Below are 18,655 nucleotides of genomic sequence, written 5' to 3'. Positions count from 1 at the left end.
AGATGAGGCAGCTTGTGGCCGCACTGACCCGCAGCCGTGAGCAGTTCACCCGCAGACAGCACGCCAGCCCGCGCAGGCGAACGTCAGAGCGTGATCGTGATATTCGGGAGGCGATACGCAACCGCTGACCGTTCAGGAGTGAAATGATTGCAGATGCAACTATATCAATGAGAACGATTATCATCGGGAGGGTGGGGGTGTCCGGCATGACAACACCCTGACCCGGTGGCACCACCCGCTCCCTCAAATTTTTACGCGCGGCATTTTTTTTAACAGCAGAAAGTCACAGGGAAACAACAAATTATGGCAAGACCCCCAAAACCGCCCATCTATCTGGATGATATTGCGGTACAGCAGTGGAAGGCAAAGTCTAAGCAGCTGGCGGATCGTGGTGATCTGACGCCTGCCGACTGGAACAGCCTGGAATTGTATTGCGTCAACTACTCAATGTACCGGAAGGCTGTTGAAGATATTGCCCAGCGCGGGTTTTCTGTTGAGGGTTCCCGGGGTGCCACCACCAGTAATCCGGCCCTGAAGGCGAAATCAGATGCTGAAAAAATCATGATAAAAATGTCGGCACTGCTGGGCTTTGACCCGGTAAGCCGTAACCGGACACCTGTTAACGTGGAAAAGAAAGATGGACTGTCAGCCCTGGAATAAGTACGCCAGCGACATTAAAAGTGGTGTAATTCCGGCCTGTAAACGGGTTAAACAGGCAGTGGAACGGTATTTTTCAGACCTGAAAGACCCCCGTTATACATTTGACGTTGAGAATGTTGAGCGGTTTATAGCGTTTTCAGCCTTCTGTCCGCACGTCAAAGGCCCGCTGCGCGGCCAGCCGATTATGCTGGAACCGTGGCAGCAGTTCGCTTTTGCCTGCCTGCTGGGCTTCCGGGTGAAAGCAACCGGACGCCGGAAATACAAGAGCGCCTATATTCAGGTGCCGCGCAAGAACGCTAAATCCACCGTGGCCGCAATGCTGGCTAACTGGTTTCTGGTGATGGAGCACGGGCAGCAGGATATTTACACCGCCGCCGTGAGCCGGGATCAGGCCCGTATCGTGTTCGACGATGCCCGCCAGATGTGCCTGTTATCAAAGCCGCTGAAAAAACGCCTGACCATTCAGCAGCATAAAATGATTTACGCGAAGTCCAACAGCCTGCTCAGGCCACTGGCGGCCAAAGCAGCGACCATCGAAGGGACTAACCCCAGCCTGGCGATTGTGGACGAGTACCACCTGCACCCGGATAACGGCGTTTACTCCGCGCTTGAGCTGGGCATGGGCGCACGGCCCGAGGGTATTCTGTTCGCCATTACCACCGCAGGCAGCAACGTGGTATCAGCCTGTAAGCAGCATTACGATTACTGTTGCCAGATACTGGCCGGAGAGGAAACTAACGAATCACTGTTTGCCCTGATTTACGAGCTGGATGACGAAAGCGAGATAGACTCCCCGGCGTTGTGGATAAAGGCCAATCCCAATCTGGATATTTCCGTTGACGGTGCGGCGCTGGCTGACACCATCCAGAAGGCCAGAGGCATTCCCTCGCAGTGGGTTGAAATGCTTACAAAGCGTTTTAATATCTGGTGCCAGGGTGCCACGCCGTGGATGGGGTCCGGCGCATGGGACGCCTGCAAGGACGATTACAGCGAGTCTGACCTGGCCGGAATGGAGTGTTACGCCGGGCTTGACCTGTCATCTACCGGAGACATTACCAGCGTCTGCTATGCGTTCCCGTCTGACCGGAAAATCCGGCTGCTGACCCGCCACTACCTGCCAGAAGCGCAGCTGAACAACGTAGCCAATAAAAATCGCGCCATTTACCGCCAGTGGGCTAAATCGGGCTGGATACGCACCACGCCGGGTGACTGCATCGACTATGACCGCATCCGTGACGATATTCTGCGTGATGCTGAGGTGTTTGGAATAAAGCTGGTAGGCTTCGATACCTGGAACGCCACGCACTTACGCACCCAGCTACAGGGCGCGGGCCTCGACGTGGAGCCGTTCCCGCAGACCTATCTGAAGTTCAGCCCGGTAGCGAAGTCGCTGGAGGTGTTCGTAAACCGCAGGGTTATACGGCACAACGGCGATCCGGTTCTGGCCTGGGCGATTGGTAACGTGGTGATGGAGTCTGACGCCAACGCGAACATTAAGCCGAACAAAAAGAAATCGGCCAACAAGATAGACCCGGCGATAGCGGGATTAATGGCGTTCGGCACATGGCAGGCCGAGCATGAAGATTTCAGCTTTGATATGTCCGAGGCCCATAAGCAGCGCCTGGCAACTTTTACCGGGATTTGAGGATTATCCATGCCGCACAAAAACATTGCTGAAGCACTGGCCGGAGCCATGCGGGAGGATGGCTGCGAGCTGGACTGCACAGACCGCCTGATTATCCGGCAAACCCTCTACCGTGCACTGACCGCACAGCGCCGCAGGGCAGACCGTGAGCGTTCAGCCAGCAAAACTTATATCTGGCGTAAACCTTCACCACGAAGAAAGTAGGGATTTCTGTATGTTCTTTGTGCTAATTTATTAGACGTTTAGATTAATTACAGGAGGTTACCAGTATGAATCCGATACTGGAAAAGGCATTAGAACATTTAAACGTTATCAATAATTCATCGGCAGGAATGCTTGCTCATCCACTGGATGAGAGCAGAACAAAAGAAATGCTGAAATTCCTGAAAAGCGAAGGTGTTCCCTTTAACCATAGTGATATTTTAGAATGGGCGCGTTCGAAAGGATGGGCAGAGCGAAACTCGAAAGAACTTGCTGACCTTGCCGAAAGAACAGGGGCTGGTGGACGTGTGGTAATTAAATACCCTGGGCGGCTTGGTGATAAAATCACCTCAGAGTTACGAGCCATGAAGTAAGTTTTAGATCATATTAAACAGGTCGCTTTTGCGGCCTTTTTTATGTTCGAAGTTACCCGGCTACGGTATACACAGCAGCGATTTGTTCCCATGCTTTCAGCCCATTCAGCAACCATCCCTGATATAATCCCCTGCTTCAAAATGTTCTCATGCTTTTTCCTGCATCCGTTGCTGTGCGCCGTTCTGTGGGGTAATCCGTGGGGTAATATTTGTAATTATTTGATTCAATACAAATTAAAACCATTTAAATTCAACAGGATATTTAAAAATGCTCAGCTATCGACACAGTTCCGATCTCGATCTGGTGTTCCTGCACGACTGTCCTGATGAATCTTTCACCAGCGGTGAGCGCAGCATTGATGGCAGACAGTTTTATCTGCGTCTGGCTCAGCGGGTAATGCATCTGTTCAGCACCCGTACGTCGTCCGGCATTCTGTATGAAGTGGATGCCCGCCTGCGCCCTTCAGGTGCCGCCGGGATGCTGGTGAGCACCTTTGATGCTTTTGATGACTATCAGCGCAATGAGGCCTGGACATGGGAACATCAGGCGCTGGTGAGGGCGCGCATTGTCTTCGGTGGGGCCGTTCAGGCGCAGAAATTTAATCAGATCCGCCACGCTATTTTATCCCTGCCACGTGATGCCATGACGCTGAAAAAAGAAGTGCGGGAGATGAGAGAGAAAATGCGCACGCATCTCGGTAGTAAATATAAAGATCGCTGGGATATTAAAGCGGATCGCGGGGGGATCACCGATATCGAATTTATCACCCAGTATCTGGTCCTGCGTTACGCGCATCAGGACCCCAGGCTGACTCGCTGGTCTGATAACGTGCGGATCCTGACGCTAATGGCTGAAAATGGCCTAATCGATCAGGACGAGGCGCAGGCACTCACCTGTGCCTACGTTACCCTGCGCGATGAACTGCATCACCTTGCGCTGGAAGAACAGGCGGGACAGGTGTCGCCGGAGCGATTTGCTGCGGAAAAGGCGTTGGTCAATGCCAGCTGGCAGCGTTGGTTTGAGCAGGAGTGAAGCCGCAGTCCGATTGACCGGTCGCAACCCTGGATGTGAAGGCGAAATATCTGTACTACTCAGCTTGTGCTATCATCGCGCGCACTGTTTTTTGACTACTGGTCAGGAGTTTCTGGAATGAAAATTACGCTGCCCGATTTTAACCGTGCGGGAGTTCTTGTCGTTGGCGACGTGATGTTGGATCGCTACTGGTACGGCCCGACCAGCCGCATTTCCCCCGAAGCCCCTGTTCCGGTGGTGAAGGTGGATAACGTTGAGGAGCGTCCTGGCGGGGCGGCTAATGTGGCGATGAACATTGCCTCACTGGGAGCGCAATCGCGCCTGGTTGGCCTGACCGGCGTTGATGATGCTGCACGAGCGCTGAATCATACCCTGAGTGGTGTTAATGTTCAGTGTGATTTTGTTGCCGTCACCACCCATCCTACCATCACCAAGCTGCGCGTCCTGTCACGTAACCAGCAACTTATTCGCCTGGATTTCGAAGAGGGTTTCGAAGGCGTTGATGTCGGTCCTTTACACCAGCGTATTCGTCAGGCATTGCCACAGGCTGGTGCGTTAGTACTGTCCGACTATGCCAAAGGGGCGCTGGCCAGCGTGGAAACCATTATTCGCATCGCCCGCGAAGCAAATGTACCTGTGCTGGTTGATCCGAAAGGAACCGATTTTGAACGCTATCGTGGTGCGACGATCCTGACGCCGAATCTTTCTGAATTTGAAGCTGTGGTCGGTAAATGTAAGGATGACGCTGACCTCGTCGCTCGGGGTATGGCGCTGATGCAGCAGTTTGAGCTGTCGGCACTGCTGGTTACTCGCTCAGAAAATGGTATGACGCTGTTGCAACCCGGTCAGGAGCCATTCCATCTGCCCACCCAGGCGCAGGAAGTCTATGACGTGACCGGGGCGGGCGATACGGTAATTGGCGTCCTTGCCGCTGCGCTGGCCGCAGGTAATTCCCTGGAAGAGAGCTGTTTCCTGGCTAATGCTGCGGCGGGCGTGGTGGTAGGCAAACTCGGCACCTCCACGGTGTCGCCGGTTGAGCTGGAGAATGCGATTCGCGCCCGTCCGGAATCAGGCTTCGGCGTGATGAGCGAAGAGCAGTTGCAGGAAGCCGTGGCGCTGGCTCGCCGCCGCGGTGAGAAGGTGGTGATGACCAATGGCTGCTTCGATATCCTTCATGCCGGACACGTTTCCTATCTGGCAAATGCCCGCAAACTGGGGGATCGTTTGATTGTGGCGGTTAACAGCGATGACTCAACGAAGCGTCTGAAAGGCGAAAGCCGTCCGGTTAATCCACTCGTGAACAGAATGATTGTTCTCGGGGCGCTTGAGGCGGTGGACTGGGTGGTTGCGTTTGAAGAAGATACCCCCCAGCGGCTGATCGCGGAAATCCTTCCCGACCTGCTGGTTAAAGGTGGTGATTATAAACCAGAGGATATTGCAGGGAGTAAAGAGGTGTGGGCCAATGGTGGCGATGTGCGGGTGCTGAATTTTGAAGATGGCATCTCGACAACCAACATTATTAAAGCCATCAAATCGAAAGGGTAAATAAAGAGTTCCCGTTAAAGAAGTGGCTTTGGCAGCCTCTCAGCGGGAATAACTCCTGCTCTCAAAAGGCCTTGCTCGCTTTGACCTGCCTTCATTTATGTCAGGGCCGCTTCAGCAAATGCCCGGCAAAAACGTCCACAAAACGTGCTTTTCGGTGAGGTAAGGGGGGCCAAATCCCCCCTTATCATTTTCAGGCCGAAGGCTTGTCTTCAACTTTTGCCGCAGGTTCCGGTGTGTTGTTGCTCTCCAGTGCGGCAATGCGGCTTTCCAGCGCAGCTAATTTTTCACGCGTACGCAACAGAACCTGGGTCTGCACATCAAACTCTTCGCGATTAACCAGATCCAGCCGGGTCAACTGTGACTGCAAGGTCTGGCGGATTTTGCTTTCAACATCATCACCAAACTCGCGTATCCCTTTCGGCATAGCGTCATGAACCTGGCGGGCAAGTTGTTCAATTTTTTTCGGGTCAATCATGGTGGCTTCCTGGTAGCAGCAAAGTTTCTGTAATTGTAATGCCATAAGCCGAAAGGACAAACCTGAAAACGTCAAAGCAGAAAAATGGGCAACTTAATGCGGTTTTTGTTCGTTGCCCCAATTTTTTTTCAGCGCTATAGTGAACGGGCTTATTCTCAGGGCGGGGCGAAATTCCCCACCGGCGGTAAATCAGCTTCGGCTGAAAGCCCGCGAGCGCTTTGGACCTCCCGGTTCAAAGGTCAGCAGATCCGGTGTAATTCCGGGGCCGACGGTTACAGTCCGGATGGGAGAGAGTAACGATTCCAGTCGGCTTTATGTCGCCTCGCCGTTATTTTTTGTCTGCATGACACTCCTAAGATCGCCCTGATTCTGGTAACTCATACATTTAATAAGGTTTATTACCATGAATCAGTCGCTTTTATCAGAATTTGGCACGCCGGAACAGCGTGTGGAAAGTGCTATCGCGGCTCTGCGCGACGGCATCGGGGTGATGGTACTGGACGATGAAGATCGTGAAAACGAAGGAGATATGATCTTCGCCGCAGAAACCATCACCGTTGAGCAGATGGCACTGACTATCCGTCACGGTAGCGGCATTGTCTGCCTCTGCCTTACCGAGGAACGCCGTCAGCAACTTGAACTGCCCATGATGGTTGACAACAATACCAGTGCTTTTGGCACCGGGTTTACTGTGACGATTGAAGCGGCTACGGGTGTAACCACTGGCGTATCTGCTCAGGACCGTGTCACCACGATCCGGGCGGCCATTGCTGACAATGCCAAACCCGGTGATTTAAATCGCCCGGGCCATGTGTTTCCTCTGCGCGCTCAGAATGGCGGTGTACTGACCCGTGATGGTCACACTGAAGCGACCGTTGATCTGGTGACGCTGGCCGGTTTCAAACCTGCGGGTGTACTTTGTGAACTGACTAACGATGACGGCTCAATGGCTCATGCTCCGCAAGTTATCGCATTTGCAAAACAACACCACATGCCGGTAGTGACCATTGACGATTTGGTGGCTTATCGTCGCAGCCGTGAAACGCTCCAGGCCAGCTGATATTTCATCTCTTAATCGTTTATTCTGGCCTGGATAAAATCAGGCCAGAACTGCCATAATAGTTACTTCAGCGTTTTACTTTTCTGGATCAATGCCCGTAATGATTGCCATGAAATGGCAATGTGCAGAGGACGATCAAAAAAGAAATATTAATAATTTTTAGAATATATAATCGATTCATTATCTGCTGAATATCCCTGGCGCAATTTCAATAGTGTATTTGACGCTGTGATGTTGTCGCGTAAGTCATATAAAATCTGTGTGGGGAAAATTTTAGCTATTAGGCTGTTCATGAAACCGAAAAAATATCTTTCATTTAAGAGTCGATAAACATTTGTGATTCGAAAAAGCTTTTTTATCAAACATCAATGGACATCTCGTACTCTTGTGAGGAGTCGATTGACATTTGTGATTCAGAGCCGTTTTCCCGAGGCTCATCAGAAGTAACAGAGCCTGGATGATTTTCAAATCGAGCTGATGATAGAACGTTGATGCTGTGAGAGCTATTTTTTTGCGCTGAAAATGATATGACAATATTGAGGGATGGTATCGAACTATCCTTTACCTCATGTGAGTTTATAATGTCAGATTTATTACAACTGATGTTTTTAACTTTTCCTGTTTTAGTGGTCAGGTTACTGACAGAAGTTGTGTTAGCCAACTCGTTGTGACAGATACTATTAGTAACCTCAACTTTCAAATTATTATTTTTTGCTATGCACGGCATTTTTCACTTTCTAAAAAATTGATGTGTGAAAGAGTTTATATCATAAGAGACGCAGGATATTTTATATAAAGCGCTTAACTCAATGTCGGTCAGGTGGGATATCTGTTGCGTGTTTTTTTGCTCTTCAGAAAAATATTACTTCAAATTTGCTGATGATCTTCATCATCTTTCTCCGGTTTCATCGTGGTTAAAAGGGCGTAACATCACTGACATTAAGTCCTTTGGAGCAAACACGATGAGTCAGATAATCCCCGCTCTTTTTCTTGGCCACGGTAGTCCAATGAATGTGCTGGAAGAGAATATTTATACTAAAACCTGGCGTGAGTTAGGCAAAACGCTGCCGCGACCGAAAGCCATTCTGGCTATATCCGCTCACTGGTACACGCGGGGTACTGCTGTAACAGCGATGGAAAAACCACGCACAATTCATGATTTTGGTGGCTTTCCCCAGGCGTTGTTTGATACCCAGTATCCGGCACCCGGATCGCCTGCTCTGGCGGGTCAGGTGGCTGAAATACTGGCTCCGATCAATGTGGAAATGAATCAACAATGGGGATTCGATCATGGCTCATGGGGCGTATTGATCAAAATGTATCCTGAGGCCGATATTCCAATGGTGCAGTTGAGTGTTGATGCTACCCAACCCCCGGCCTTTCACTTCGAACTTGGCCGTAAACTTGCGGCACTTCGTAAGCAAGGGGTCATGATTGTCGCCAGCGGTAACGTGGTACATAACCTGCGCATGATTCGCTGGCAGGGCGAAGCTGAGCCTTACCCGTGGGCTTCCTCATTTGATGACTACGTCAGAGAAAATCTTAGCTGGGAAGGTCCTACAGAGCAGCATCCGCTGGTAAATTTCATGCAACACGATGGTGCTGCTTTATCTAATCCGACCCCGGAACATTACCTGCCGCTGTTGTATGTGCTGGGCGCCCGTCAGCCCGGAGAGACACTATCCATTCCGGTTGATGGTCTTGAGATGGCCTCGTTAAGTATGCTGTCAGTGCAGGTGGGATAATTACAGAGGGCGGTTTATTTACCACCCGAGCTGTTATTCAAGAAAGGTGTGCGGGTAAAAACGTGAAAGATCCTGAGTAATTAACTCTGTGTCTTCACGCAAGCCGATCCCAGCGGGTTGATCGTCAATCAGCCAGCTACCGATCAAGGTATAGCTGTCGCCAAACTTCGGTAGTGGATGAAACTGCTGGACGATCATGCCCTCTTCTCCGTAAGGGCCATCAACGCGGGCGATCTCCTGACCATGTTCCATAATACGAATATTCGCCCCTTCCCGTGAAAACAGCGGTTTCACGACGTACTTATCCATTGCCGGAACGCTATCCTCTGCGAAATACGCGGGCAGCAAATTCGGATGATTGGGAAACATTTTCCACAGCATGGGTAGCAGCGCTTTATTAGAAATTATGCTTTTCCAGGCGGGCTCCAGCCAGCGAACGCCTGCATCCTCCAACTTGGTAGAGAATACTTCACGCAGCATAAATTCCCAGGGGTAGAGTTTAAACAGATTGCTAATGACGCTGTCGTTGATGTCGCTGAACTGGCCTTTTTCACCGAGGCCAATCTCATCAATATAGAGAAACTCACTGGGCAGACCGGCCTCAGTGGCACAATCCTGTAAATACTGTACGGTGCCGCGATCTTCATCACTCTCACGGCAGCAGGCGAAATGCAGCCAGCTAAAACCATGCTGTTGGTGCAGCGTTGCGAAGCGATCAATCAGCTTTTCTTGCAGGCTGTTAAACTGGTCGCTACCTGCGGGAAGAAGTCCGGCATTGAGCTGATCCTCCAGCCACAGCCACTGGAAAAAAGCAGCTTCGTATAATGAGGTTGGGGTATCTGCATTGTTCTCCAACAGCCTGGCATCCCCATGCCCATCCCAGGCTAAATCCAGCCTGGAGTAGAGCGAGGGTTGACTGGTTTTCCATGAGGTGCGCACGAAATCCCATGTGTGTTTCGGAATGCGGAATTTGGTCAGCAGCTCTTCGCTGCTAACCACTTTATCCACCACCTGAAGACACATCTGATGCAGCTCACTGGTGACGTCTTCCAACTTTTCAATCTGTTGCAGGGTGAACTGGTAGTAAGCATCTTCACACCAGTAGGGCTCACCGTGCAGCGTATGGAAGCGGAAGCCGAATTCAGTTGCTTTTTCACGCCAGCCCGGACGTTCCGTGATAGCAAGACGTTTCATCAGTGATTAGCCCCCGACAGAGCGGCGGGTGCCGGAAGAGGTGGCGCTGCTGCGCTGCATCGTTGACTGCTTCGCGACGCTTTCGCCAAATCCACCCCGCGTCACGGTAGTGGTGGTTGCGGGTTTAGGTGCCATAGCGGTTTTAGGAACGGTGATAGTCCGACCCGGCGTGGCACTGCCAAAACTCTTACCGCTGGCATCAACAAATTTGCCATTGGCCGGACTACCCGGTGCGCGTGAGGTAAAGAGTGGTTGTTGGGCGAAACCTGCGCCGCCGCCCATCAGGCGTCCCATCATGTAACCTGCCATCAGCGGCATCCAGAAGCTGCCGCTTTGTTGTGATTCGGCATTGCTGGTGCCGATACCGGCCTGAGCAGGCGTTTGCTGGCACTGACCTTCGCCAAATTCCGCGACACAGTCTTCGCGAGTGGCATATTTAGGAGCAGTTTTTTCAGCTTCTTTTTTAGCGTTGTTGTACGCAGTCGTACACTGTTCACTCTTACCAGGATTGGCTTTGGAACAGTCGTCAGCATTCTGATACAGCGAGACGGTTTCATCTGACTGTTCACAACCGGCCAGCATAAATACCGCCGTTACTGCCAGCGCCACTGGCGTTAAATGGCGTGCGCTCCAGCTTTTACGAAAGGAGGCATGATTGATCTTTTTAGTCCGTTTCATCATCTTCTGTCCTGTGCCCAGAGGTAGCGCTCAGAATAGGGGAATAGCGGTGATAATTGAAGCGAGGGACGAAGGGATAAGGGGATCTTTACGTAGCTATACGTTCAATGATGAGCGGGCAGCGAACGCTGCCCGAATGATTAATGGCTGAAGGGATTGCGTTTACCGCCAGACTGCACAGCCGCCGCAGTGGAGGACGTTGGCGTGCTGCTCTGATTGTTATCCACTGCTGCAACCTGCTGGGGATTTTCAGGCGCTACGCTGTCAGGGGAAGTGGCAACTTCTTTACCCAGACGACCGTTGAGCGCCAGCAGATCCTGTTCATTTAATGTGCCCAGGGCAGATTTAATGTTCAGTTCGTTAATCATGTAGCTGTAACGCGCATTGGCGAGCTGTTGTTTTGCGCTGTAGAGCGTACTGGTGGCATCCAGTACGTCAACAATAGTACGGGTACCCACCTGGTAACCTGCTTCCATGGCATCAAGTGAACTCTGCGCTGAGATCACTGCCTGTTTGTAAGCGTTAATACTGCTGATAGAGGCGTTCACATTGTTGAAAGAGGAACGTACGGTCTGAATCGCAGTGCGGTGAGCGCTTTCCAGCTGCTCACTGGCAGAAACATAGGCATATTGCGCCTGTTTTACCTGGGATGTTACTGAACCACCAGCGTAAAGAGGCAGATTGAAGCTCAGTCCTACCTGATTACTGCCGGTGATGCTGTCCGTAGTAGAACTGCTCTGATTGGCGCGACTACCGCCATATTTACTGTTGGACAAGCCGGTTGAGGCAGTCAGGTCCAGCGTTGGCATGTGGCCGGTTTCTGCTGAGCGAATTTGCTCACGCGCCAGATCCTGATTCAGACGGGCGGATAACAGGCTCAGGTTGCGGCTTTCAGCCTCTTTCATCAGGGCATTCACCGGCTGAGGTTTTTCCAGTTTGAGACTGTCGACATTCAGTGAGGCCAGACTTAGATAGTCGTTACCTGTTACCTGCCGCAGCGTTTCAAGATTGTTGTCCAGGGTGTTGCGTGCGGTAACTTCACTGGCCAGTACGCTGTCGTACTGTGAGCGGGCATTCTGCACATCGGTGATGGCTACCAGGCCAACATTAAAACGTTGCGTCGTTTGATCTAACTGGCGGTAGATTGACTGTTTTTGCGCTTCGGTATAGGAAAGCGTATCGATGGCGTTCAGGACGTTGAAATAGGCGGTAGCGGTGTTCAGAATCAGTGTTTGCTGTGCGGTTTGATAAGTGACATCCTGAATACCGGCTGTTTTTTCCTGCAACGTTAATGCGCGCCATTTTGACATGTCAAAAATGGTTTGCGTCAGAGTCAGAGAGCCGCTGGTGGTGTTGGAGTGCAGTCCGCTGTTGTCGCGGTAACCATTATTGTAGGTATAATCTGCCCCGAGGCCTAATTGCGGTAAAAGTGGGCTACGCGCTTCATTAATTTTCTCAAAGGCCGCATCGCGATCGGCTGCTGAACTGCGAAGGTCGGGGTTAGACAGTCGAGCCTGCTGATAGACTTGCAGCAGATTTTCTGCCTGACTGGCGACGCTGAAGCCGCCCAGGCTCAGGCCGATAAGTAACGGGAGCAGTTTCTTCATTTGCATTCCTTGTTGTGCAGCAAAGCTACTCTGATAGCGCTGACGTAAGCCAAAAAATTACCGCCGATTCTAGCAGAGTAAACAAGAGAGATAAGTTGGCGGAAAGTGCCATGTTGCCATAATTTACTTAAATAATTCATTAAGAACTACACTCAGTGCGCGGCAGGGATGGCTTTTTCCTGTTTTTACCACTATCAGGCACAAAGGGAGAACCCGATGGAATCCGACAAAAAATATCCGGTGACTTTCACCAAAAACGATGTAGAAATTATTGCACGGGAGACGTTGTACCGTGGTTTTTTTTCACTCATTCGATATCATTTTCGCCACCGCTTGTTCAGTGGAGAAATGAGTGGTGAAGTAACAAGGGATGTTTTTGAGCGTGGTCATGCCGCTGCAATGCTGCCTTACGATCCGCAGCGCGATGAAGTGGTGTTGATTGAGCAAATCCGCATCCCGGCCTTTGACAGCAGCGCAACGCCCTGGCTGTTAGAATTAGTGGCCGGTATTATTGAGCCGGGAGAAACACCGGAAGATGTTGTCCGCCGTGAAGCGGAAGAAGAGGCAGGATTAACCCCGGGTCGTGTCAGGCCGGTGCTTAATTATCTGGCCAGTCCCGGCGGCACCAGCGAAAGACTGGCGATTCTGGTGGGGGAAGTGGATGCCAGCGTGGCGCAGGGAAACCACGGGCTGGAGGAAGAGAATGAGGATATTCTTGTTCATGTGGTCAGCCGTCAACAGGCATACCAATGGGTGGAAGAGGGGAAAATAGATAACGCGGCTTCTGTCATCGCTTTGCAATGGCTCGAACTGCACCATAAAAAACTTCAAGAAGAGTGGAAAAACGAATGATTAAGCGCTACGTGCCTGATTTTCCTGAGATGATGCGCATCTGCGAAACGAATTTCGCCCAGTTGCGTCGCCTGTTGCCTGGTGCAAAAGATGAACAGGCAACTGAGTCAGTGACTTATCAGGTCCACGGTGCCAGTTATACGCTGACCATCCTTGAGTCAACCCGCTACACCACTCTGGTTGAGATTAAGCAAATTGCGCCGGCGGTCAGTTACTGGAGCCTGCCTGCGATGACGGTCCGGCTTTACCATGATGCGAGGGTCGCGGAAGTGTGTTCCACACAGCAGATCTATCGCTTCAAAGCACGCTATGATTACCCGAACAAAAAGCTGCATCAGCGTGATGAAAAGCATCAGATAAACCAGTTTCTGGCCGACTGGTTGCGTTACTGTTTAACACATGGCGCGGTGGCTGTTCCGGTTTAGTAAGGCAACGGGACCTTCTGCGATAGCGTTAACTTTAAGGATTGTGATTGGATAGCCAGTTAAAACTTCCTGTTCAAAGCGGGGCCTGCATCAGGATTTTACAGATAACGGATCCCCATCTTTTTGCCGGTAAAAACGAAACGCTTTTAGGTGTGAACACCTGGGCCAGTTTTGATGCGGTGCTACAGGCTATCTCAGCCGGTCAGCAGCCGTATGATTTAATCGTTGCTACTGGCGATCTCGCTCAGGACCATACCGTAGAAGCCTATCAGCATTTTGCTGAGGGCGTTTCGCGTCTTGCTGCGCCCTGCGTCTGGTTACCGGGCAATCATGACTTTCAGCCCGCCATGTACAGCACGCTGGCAGAAACGAGCATTGCTGATGCAAAACATGTGCTGGCGGGCGATAACTGGCAAATAGTGTTGCTGGACAGTCAGGTATTTGGCGTACCCCACGGTGAACTCAGTGATTATCAGCTGGAGTGGCTGGATAAAACGCTGGCAATGGAACCCAACCGTCATACCCTGGTGTTACTGCATCATCATCCGCTGCCTTCCGGCTGTAACTGGCTCGATCAGCACAGTTTACGTAACTCAACGATGCTGGAAGCGGTGTTGCAACGCTATCCGCTGGCTGCCACCTTAGTGTGCGGACATATCCACCAGGAGTTAGACCTCAACTGGAATGGTCGTCGCCTGTTAGCCACCCCTTCAACCTGCGTCCAGTTCAAGCCACACTGCACCAATTTCACCATCGATTCTGAAGCGCCCGGCTGGCGCTGGCTGGAACTGTACGACAATGGTCGGGTGGAGACAGGAGTTGAACGCCTGCAAACCCGTGCTTTCAGTCCCGATCCCGATGCAGAGGGTTACTGAGCGATGGCCACACTCCTGTATCTGCACGGTTTTAACAGTTCTCCCAGCTCGGCTAAGGCCACACTGTTTCGTCAGTGGCTGACAGAGCATCATCCCGCTATCCGTTTACATGTCCCTCAGCTGCCATCATTCCCGGGGGAGGCTGCAATGATGTTGGAAAACATCATTATGTCCTCGGCAGGCGAGCCATTGGGGATTATCGGTTCTTCGCTGGGCGGATATTATGCAACCTGGCTGTCACAGTGTTTTATGTTGCCTGCGGTGGTGGTAAATCCTGCCGTACGGCCTTTTGAGCTGTTGGTGGATTATCTCGGGGAGAACGAGAACCTGTACACCGGTCAGCAATATGTGTTAGAGTCTCGCCACATTTACGATCTGAAAGTAATGCAGATTGACCCGCTGGAGTCCCCGGATTTAATCTGGCTGCTTCAGCAAACGGGTGATGAAGTTCTCGACTATCGACAGGCTCTGGCTTACTACGCCGCCTGCCGTCAGACAGTAGAAGAGGGCGGAAATCATGCTTATATCGGATTCGAACGCCATTTCTCTGCGATTATCGACTTCCTTGGTTTTGCAGGCCACTGAAGTGAGCCGCAGAGGGCTGGCTAACTCTTTTCAGCCACCAGTCAGACTTATACGATGACCCAATCCAGCTATAACGCTGATTCCATTGAGGTACTCAGCGGCCTTGAACCCGTCCGTCGCCGGCCGGGCATGTATACCGACACCTCACGTCCAAACCATTTAGGCCAGGAAGTGATCGACAACAGTGTCGATGAGGCGCTGGCAGGCCACGCCCGCCGTGTTGAGGTTATCCTTCATGCGGATCAGTCTCTGGAAGTCATTGACGACGGACGCGGTATGCCTGTTGACATCCATCCGGAAGAGGGCGTTCCCGCCGTGGAGTTAATCTTCTGTCGACTTCACGCTGGCGGTAAATTCTCCAGCAAAAACTACCAGTTCTCCGGTGGTCTGCATGGCGTGGGGATCTCGGTGGTTAACGCCCTGTCAAAAAGGGTGGAAGTGACGGTTCGTCGTAATGCTGAAGTCTACGAAATGGCATTTGAGAACGGCGATAAGGTAGAAGATTTACGGGTGACGGGAACCGTTGGCAAACGCAATACCGGCACACGGGTACGCTTCTGGCCGGATGAGTCGTTTTTCGACAGCCCGCGTTTTTCCGTTTCACGTTTAAGCCATTTATTAAAGGCGAAAGCGGTGCTCTGCCCTGGGGTGGAAATCGTTTTTAAAGATAACGTTAATAACAGCGAACAGAGCTGGTGTTATGCCGATGGTCTGACCGACTATCTCTGTGAAGCGGTCAACGGTTTACCCACTCTGCCGGAAAAACCCTTTGTCGGTGCATTTGCTGGTGATGTCGAGGCGGTCGACTGGGCGTTGTTATGGCTACCGGAAGGCGGTGAACTGCTGACGGAGAGCTACGTTAACCTTATCCCCACCATGCAGGGTGGCACGCACGTCAACGGGCTGCGTCAGGGATTACTGGATGCGATGCGTGAGTTCTGTGAATTCCGTAATATCCTGCCCCGTGGTGTGAAGCTGTCGGCAGAAGATATCTGGGATCGCTGTGCTTACGTGCTGTCAGTGAAAATGCAGGAGCCACAGTTTGCCGGGCAGACCAAAGAGCGTCTTTCGTCACGACAGTGCGCGGCCTTTGTTTCTGGGGTGGTTAAAGATGCCTTCAGCCTGTGGTTGAACCAGAACGTTCAGGCTGCAGAGATGCTGGCCGAACTGGCAATTTCAAGCGCTCAGCGCCGGATGCGTGCCGCTAAAAAGGTGGTGCGTAAGAAGCTGACCAGCGGGCCGGCATTGCCCGGCAAGCTGGCTGACTGTAGTGCTCAGGATCTGAACCGCACCGAACTGTTCCTGGTGGAAGGCGACTCGGCGGGCGGATCGGCTAAACAGGCGCGCGATCGTGAATACCAGGCGATCATGCCGCTTAAGGGTAAGATCCTGAACACCTGGGAAGTCTCCTCTGATGAAGTGCTGGCCTCGCAGGAGGTGCATGATATTTCGGTGGCGATCGGCATCGATCCCGACAGCGAGGACATGAGCCAGCTGCGCTACGGCAAAATTTGTATTCTGGCAGATGCCGATTCTGACGGTATGCACATCGCCACGCTGCTTTGCGCGCTGTTTGTCCGTCACTTCCGTTCGTTGGTAAAAAACGGCCATGTCTATGTTGCCATGCCGCCGCTGTTTCGTATCGATCTGGGGAAAGAGGTCTACTACGCTCTGGATGAAGAAGAAAAAGCAGGCATTCTGGAGCAACTGAAACGTAAAAAAGGGAAACCGAACGTACAGCGCTTCAAAGGTCTGGGCGAGATGAATCCACTGCAACTGCGTGAAACGACCCTGGACCCGAATACCCGCCGTCTGGTACAGCTCACCATCGATGATGATGAAATTGAGCAGACTATGGCGGTGATGGATATGCTGCTGGCGAAGAAGCGGGCCGAAGATCGCCGTAACTGGCTCCAGGAAAACGGCCATACTGCGGAAATCGAAGTCTGACAGCCGGGGGCAAACCCCGGTAAAAAAGCTTGTGACTGAACAAAGGCAGGGAAGCACCGATAAAGCGGTAAAAGCCCGGGTGAAAGATAAATGTCGCTATGTGATCAACGCCACCATGGCTAATGCATTGCACAGGACATTTATTTTTCAGTCATGCAGCCAACCCATTCCCCTGAGCGCGATTCGGATGCGTTGTTTTATATGCTCCGTAATCTCTTTTCTTTGTCCGGCAGTGTTCACGCGGCGGTGGGGCAGCAGCGCACCAAAAACGATGTCCATCAACATCCCGGCATAGACTTCCAGACAGCCCGGCTGCAAATTTTTCTCCCCGCCTGCACTCTGTAACCACGCCATTAACATTTCGCGGGAACGTACGGCCTTGTTTTCATAGAGATAGTCAGACAGTTCAGGAAAGAGAACAGATTCGCGCGTCATCAGTCGCAGAATCGCTTCACGTTCCTGATATTCCTCATCGCTGATATCAAGACGGAAAATACGAAACAGGCAGGTGTCTACTGAACACTGCTCCTGCTCAGGTCTGGGCAGATCCAACAGCAGATGACGATGCTCGCTGACAACTGCGGCAAACAGCGCCTGCTTATCACTGAATACTTCATACAGCGTTCTTTTCGACACTTTTGCCCGGCGGGCCACTTCCGCCGTACTGGTACTGGCAAAACCGAGTTCAATAAAAGCACGATATGCGTGGGCAATGATGCTTTTGCGCCGGCTGGCCGCGTCTTCAGTTCTTGGCCGCCCCCGACGTGAGGAAGGCTGATTACGCTGATTGTTCATATTTACTTACACGTTGTGGAGTGCTGCGTCTTTATATGGTACTTGATAAGTACCATAAATTGATACACCCTGTTAATCGACATCTGGTGAATATTAACGCGACTTCAGGAGAAACATCATGATATCCGAACGATTCGATCAGACTTCTCATGCCCTGCGTGATCCGAAGGTATTAAAGGTGATCCAAAGCATGAATGAACGCCGCAAGCGTCCGGATGCCGCGGCATTTGCCTCACCCGGCGCGCCCGACCCTGAACATTTTGCTGACTATGGCTTCTCCATTCATCCTGAACAGGGCGATCTTATCTATCTGTTGTGCCGCGCGATGAACGCCACCCGTGTGGTGGATTTTGCGACCTCCGTGGGGATGTCTACTATCTATTTTGCTGCCGCGATGCGCGATAACGGCGGTGGCGAGGTGATTGGTGCGGAACTGGTCGCGGAAAAAGTGAAAACGGCATACCGGAATCTTGCACAAGCCGGGCTGGATGAATTTGTCACTATCCGCGAGGGAGATGCGCGTGAAACGCTTAAAGATGTTGGTGGCCCGGTTGATTTTGTCCTTATCGATGGCTGGCCACTTGCAGAAGGACCGACGCTGGCAAGGCAGGTTATTGAAATTATGGCCCCTCAACTGCGTGTGGGCGGGTATGTGTTAAATGACAACGCCGAACCTGACTTCCTGGACTTTATCCGCAACCCGGCAAACGGTTTCATCTCCGTTACCCTGCCGATCAAACGCGGTACCGAGCTGGCGCTTAAAATCAGCTGAAACCGCAGAGCGGCAAAACATCTCTGTCAGGGCACAAAAATTCTCCCCTGCTGTCCGGTAACAGGACCGGTTAAAAGCTTTTATTATCAGCCGGATGGTTTCAGCGACCTGCCTGTGGTGCTGATGCAGTGGGGCAGGATGGCGCTGCTAAAGTCGTAGCCGGAGCCATCATCAGTCAGCTGAA

Annotated in this window: 19 protein-coding genes, 1 pseudogene and 1 riboswitch; of the genes and pseudogenes, 15 read left to right on the top strand and 5 right to left on the bottom strand. The window is 51.8% G+C overall.

What is annotated here, in order from left to right:
• Positions 1-2: 2 nt before the first annotated feature.
• From AC3RPL_RS17565 to hldE, 7 genes and pseudogenes are all read left to right on the top strand, one after another.
• Positions 3-128 (top strand): hypothetical protein, encoded by a 126-nt coding sequence (locus AC3RPL_RS17565; protein ID WP_490738526.1) that lies wholly within the window; start codon positions 3-5, stop codon positions 126-128.
• A gap of 175 nt (positions 129-303) precedes the next feature.
• Positions 304-660 (top strand): phage terminase small subunit P27 family, encoded by a 357-nt coding sequence (locus AC3RPL_RS17560; protein WP_490738527.1) that lies wholly within the window; start codon positions 304-306, stop codon positions 658-660.
• Positions 638-2,305: a terminase large subunit gene (locus tag AC3RPL_RS17555; protein WP_490738528.1), complete on the top strand. Its 1,668-nt coding sequence runs from the start codon at positions 638-640 to the stop codon at positions 2,303-2,305. The genes AC3RPL_RS17560 and AC3RPL_RS17555 overlap by 23 nt, the downstream gene beginning before the upstream one ends.
• 9 nt (positions 2,306-2,314) lie before the next feature.
• Positions 2,315-2,509: a hypothetical protein gene (locus tag AC3RPL_RS17550; protein ID WP_490738529.1), complete on the top strand. Its 195-nt coding sequence runs from the start codon at positions 2,315-2,317 to the stop codon at positions 2,507-2,509.
• A 65-nt stretch (positions 2,510-2,574) separates the two neighbouring features.
• Positions 2,575-2,880 (top strand): DUF1889 family protein, encoded by a 306-nt coding sequence (locus tag AC3RPL_RS17545; RefSeq protein WP_490738530.1) that lies wholly within the window; start codon positions 2,575-2,577, stop codon positions 2,878-2,880.
• Positions 2,881-3,118: 238 nt separating this feature from the next.
• Positions 3,119-3,913 (top strand): annotated as a pseudogene (locus AC3RPL_RS17540) ([protein-PII] uridylyltransferase family protein); the annotation flags it as partial.
• Positions 3,914-4,030: 117 nt separating this feature from the next.
• The gene (gene hldE, locus AC3RPL_RS17535; RefSeq protein ID WP_034936923.1) at positions 4,031-5,458 is read left to right on the top strand and encodes a bifunctional D-glycero-beta-D-manno-heptose-7-phosphate kinase/D-glycero-beta-D-manno-heptose 1-phosphate adenylyltransferase HldE; all 1,428 of its coding nucleotides are present in this window, start codon (positions 4,031-4,033) and stop codon (positions 5,456-5,458) included.
• 190 nt (positions 5,459-5,648) lie between these two features.
• Here hldE and ubiK read toward each other — a convergent pair whose 3' ends face one another.
• Positions 5,649-5,933, bottom strand: coding sequence for a ubiquinone biosynthesis accessory factor UbiK (gene ubiK / locus AC3RPL_RS17530; protein WP_490740993.1), 285 nt, complete (start codon positions 5,931-5,933; stop codon positions 5,649-5,651).
• Between the two features lie 147 nt (positions 5,934-6,080).
• Positions 6,081-6,232: riboswitch (FMN riboswitch) on the top strand.
• 104 nt (positions 6,233-6,336) lie between these two features.
• On the opposite strand from ubiK, the gene ribB reads away from it, so the two are divergent.
• Together ribB and ygiD are read left to right on the top strand one after the other, a co-directional pair.
• On the top strand, positions 6,337-6,993 hold the full coding sequence (gene ribB / locus AC3RPL_RS17525) for a 3,4-dihydroxy-2-butanone-4-phosphate synthase (protein WP_490740992.1): 657 nt from the start codon (positions 6,337-6,339) through the stop codon (positions 6,991-6,993).
• Between the two features lie 962 nt (positions 6,994-7,955).
• Positions 7,956-8,738, top strand: coding sequence for a 4,5-DOPA-extradiol-dioxygenase (gene ygiD, locus AC3RPL_RS17520; RefSeq protein WP_490740991.1), 783 nt, complete (start codon positions 7,956-7,958; stop codon positions 8,736-8,738).
• Positions 8,739-8,771: 33 nt separating this feature from the next.
• Here ygiD and AC3RPL_RS17515 read toward each other — a convergent pair whose 3' ends face one another.
• The 3 genes from AC3RPL_RS17515 to tolC form a co-directional block, all read right to left on the bottom strand.
• Positions 8,772-9,932, bottom strand: a complete 1,161-nt coding sequence (locus tag AC3RPL_RS17515) for a glutathionylspermidine synthase family protein (RefSeq protein ID WP_490740990.1) — start codon at positions 9,930-9,932, stop codon at positions 8,772-8,774.
• Between the two features lie 6 nt (positions 9,933-9,938).
• Positions 9,939-10,610 (bottom strand): DUF1190 family protein, encoded by a 672-nt coding sequence (locus AC3RPL_RS17510; RefSeq protein ID WP_261642273.1) that lies wholly within the window; start codon positions 10,608-10,610, stop codon positions 9,939-9,941.
• Positions 10,611-10,750: 140 nt separating this feature from the next.
• Positions 10,751-12,217, bottom strand: a complete 1,467-nt coding sequence (tolC, locus tag AC3RPL_RS17505) for an outer membrane channel protein TolC (RefSeq protein ID WP_490740989.1) — start codon at positions 12,215-12,217, stop codon at positions 10,751-10,753.
• 216 nt (positions 12,218-12,433) lie between these two features.
• Between tolC and nudF the strand changes: the two genes are divergently transcribed.
• Genes nudF through parE form a run of 5 tightly spaced genes read left to right on the top strand, consistent with a single transcriptional unit; the run spans position 12,434 to position 16,904 of the window.
• Positions 12,434-13,069 carry an ADP-ribose diphosphatase gene (gene nudF, locus AC3RPL_RS17500; protein ID WP_034936932.1) on the top strand — a complete coding sequence of 212 codons (636 nt, stop codon included), beginning with the start codon at positions 12,434-12,436 and terminating at the stop codon, positions 13,067-13,069.
• Entirely contained in the window at positions 13,066-13,494 is a 429-nt protein-coding gene (locus AC3RPL_RS17495; RefSeq protein WP_261642210.1) for a DUF1249 family protein, read from the top strand. Before nudF ends, AC3RPL_RS17495 begins: the two co-directional genes overlap by 4 nt.
• A gap of 47 nt (positions 13,495-13,541) precedes the next feature.
• Positions 13,542-14,369, top strand: coding sequence for a 3',5'-cyclic-AMP phosphodiesterase (gene cpdA / locus AC3RPL_RS17490; protein WP_034936935.1), 828 nt, complete (start codon positions 13,542-13,544; stop codon positions 14,367-14,369).
• Positions 14,370-14,372: 3 nt separating this feature from the next.
• Entirely contained in the window at positions 14,373-14,954 is a 582-nt protein-coding gene (yqiA, locus tag AC3RPL_RS17485; RefSeq protein ID WP_490740988.1) for an esterase YqiA, read from the top strand.
• 54 nt (positions 14,955-15,008) lie between these two features.
• The gene (gene parE / locus AC3RPL_RS17480; RefSeq protein WP_034936938.1) at positions 15,009-16,904 is read left to right on the top strand and encodes a DNA topoisomerase IV subunit B; all 1,896 of its coding nucleotides are present in this window, start codon (positions 15,009-15,011) and stop codon (positions 16,902-16,904) included.
• Between the two features lie 147 nt (positions 16,905-17,051).
• Here the strand turns inward: parE and AC3RPL_RS17475 are convergent, their stop codons facing one another.
• A complete protein-coding gene (locus AC3RPL_RS17475; protein ID WP_490740987.1) occupies positions 17,052-17,699 on the bottom strand; it encodes a TetR/AcrR family transcriptional regulator in 648 nt (215 codons plus the stop codon).
• 118 nt (positions 17,700-17,817) lie between these two features.
• Here AC3RPL_RS17475 and AC3RPL_RS17470 point away from each other — a divergent pair, with 118 nt between their 5' ends.
• Positions 17,818-18,471 (top strand): O-methyltransferase, encoded by a 654-nt coding sequence (locus tag AC3RPL_RS17470; RefSeq protein ID WP_490740986.1) that lies wholly within the window; start codon positions 17,818-17,820, stop codon positions 18,469-18,471.
• Positions 18,472-18,655: the final 184 nt, after the last annotated feature.

This window comes from Erwinia papayae, assembly GCF_058241465.1.
The sequence above is the reverse complement of the archived record's forward strand: the minus strand, read 5'-3'. Positions and strand labels throughout refer to the sequence as shown.

Bases quoted from the DNA above. Each gene is read 5' to 3' on its own strand.
- AC3RPL_RS17565 (WP_490738526.1), top strand. From the start codon at position 3: ATGAGGCAGCTTGTGGCCGCACTGACCCGCAGCCGTGAGCAGTTCACC.
- AC3RPL_RS17560 (WP_490738527.1), top strand. From the start codon at position 304: ATGGCAAGACCCCCAAAACCGCCCATCTATCTGGATGATATTGCGGTA.
- AC3RPL_RS17555 (WP_490738528.1), top strand. From the start codon at position 638: ATGGACTGTCAGCCCTGGAATAAGTACGCCAGCGACATTAAAAGTGGT.
- AC3RPL_RS17550 (WP_490738529.1), top strand. From the start codon at position 2,315: ATGCCGCACAAAAACATTGCTGAAGCACTGGCCGGAGCCATGCGGGAG.
- AC3RPL_RS17545 (WP_490738530.1), top strand. From the start codon at position 2,575: ATGAATCCGATACTGGAAAAGGCATTAGAACATTTAAACGTTATCAAT.
- hldE (WP_034936923.1), top strand. From the start codon at position 4,031: ATGAAAATTACGCTGCCCGATTTTAACCGTGCGGGAGTTCTTGTCGTT.
- ubiK (WP_490740993.1), bottom strand. From the start codon at position 5,933: ATGATTGACCCGAAAAAAATTGAACAACTTGCCCGCCAGGTTCATGAC.
- ribB (WP_490740992.1), top strand. From the start codon at position 6,337: ATGAATCAGTCGCTTTTATCAGAATTTGGCACGCCGGAACAGCGTGTG.
- ygiD (WP_490740991.1), top strand. From the start codon at position 7,956: ATGAGTCAGATAATCCCCGCTCTTTTTCTTGGCCACGGTAGTCCAATG.
- AC3RPL_RS17515 (WP_490740990.1), bottom strand. From the start codon at position 9,932: ATGAAACGTCTTGCTATCACGGAACGTCCGGGCTGGCGTGAAAAAGCA.
- AC3RPL_RS17510 (WP_261642273.1), bottom strand. From the start codon at position 10,610: ATGAAACGGACTAAAAAGATCAATCATGCCTCCTTTCGTAAAAGCTGG.
- tolC (WP_490740989.1), bottom strand. From the start codon at position 12,217: ATGAAGAAACTGCTCCCGTTACTTATCGGCCTGAGCCTGGGCGGCTTC.
- nudF (WP_034936932.1), top strand. From the start codon at position 12,434: ATGGAATCCGACAAAAAATATCCGGTGACTTTCACCAAAAACGATGTA.
- AC3RPL_RS17495 (WP_261642210.1), top strand. From the start codon at position 13,066: ATGATTAAGCGCTACGTGCCTGATTTTCCTGAGATGATGCGCATCTGC.
- yqiA (WP_490740988.1), top strand. From the start codon at position 14,373: ATGGCCACACTCCTGTATCTGCACGGTTTTAACAGTTCTCCCAGCTCG.
- parE (WP_034936938.1), top strand. From the start codon at position 15,009: ATGACCCAATCCAGCTATAACGCTGATTCCATTGAGGTACTCAGCGGC.
- AC3RPL_RS17475 (WP_490740987.1), bottom strand. From the start codon at position 17,699: ATGAACAATCAGCGTAATCAGCCTTCCTCACGTCGGGGGCGGCCAAGA.
- AC3RPL_RS17470 (WP_490740986.1), top strand. From the start codon at position 17,818: ATGATATCCGAACGATTCGATCAGACTTCTCATGCCCTGCGTGATCCG.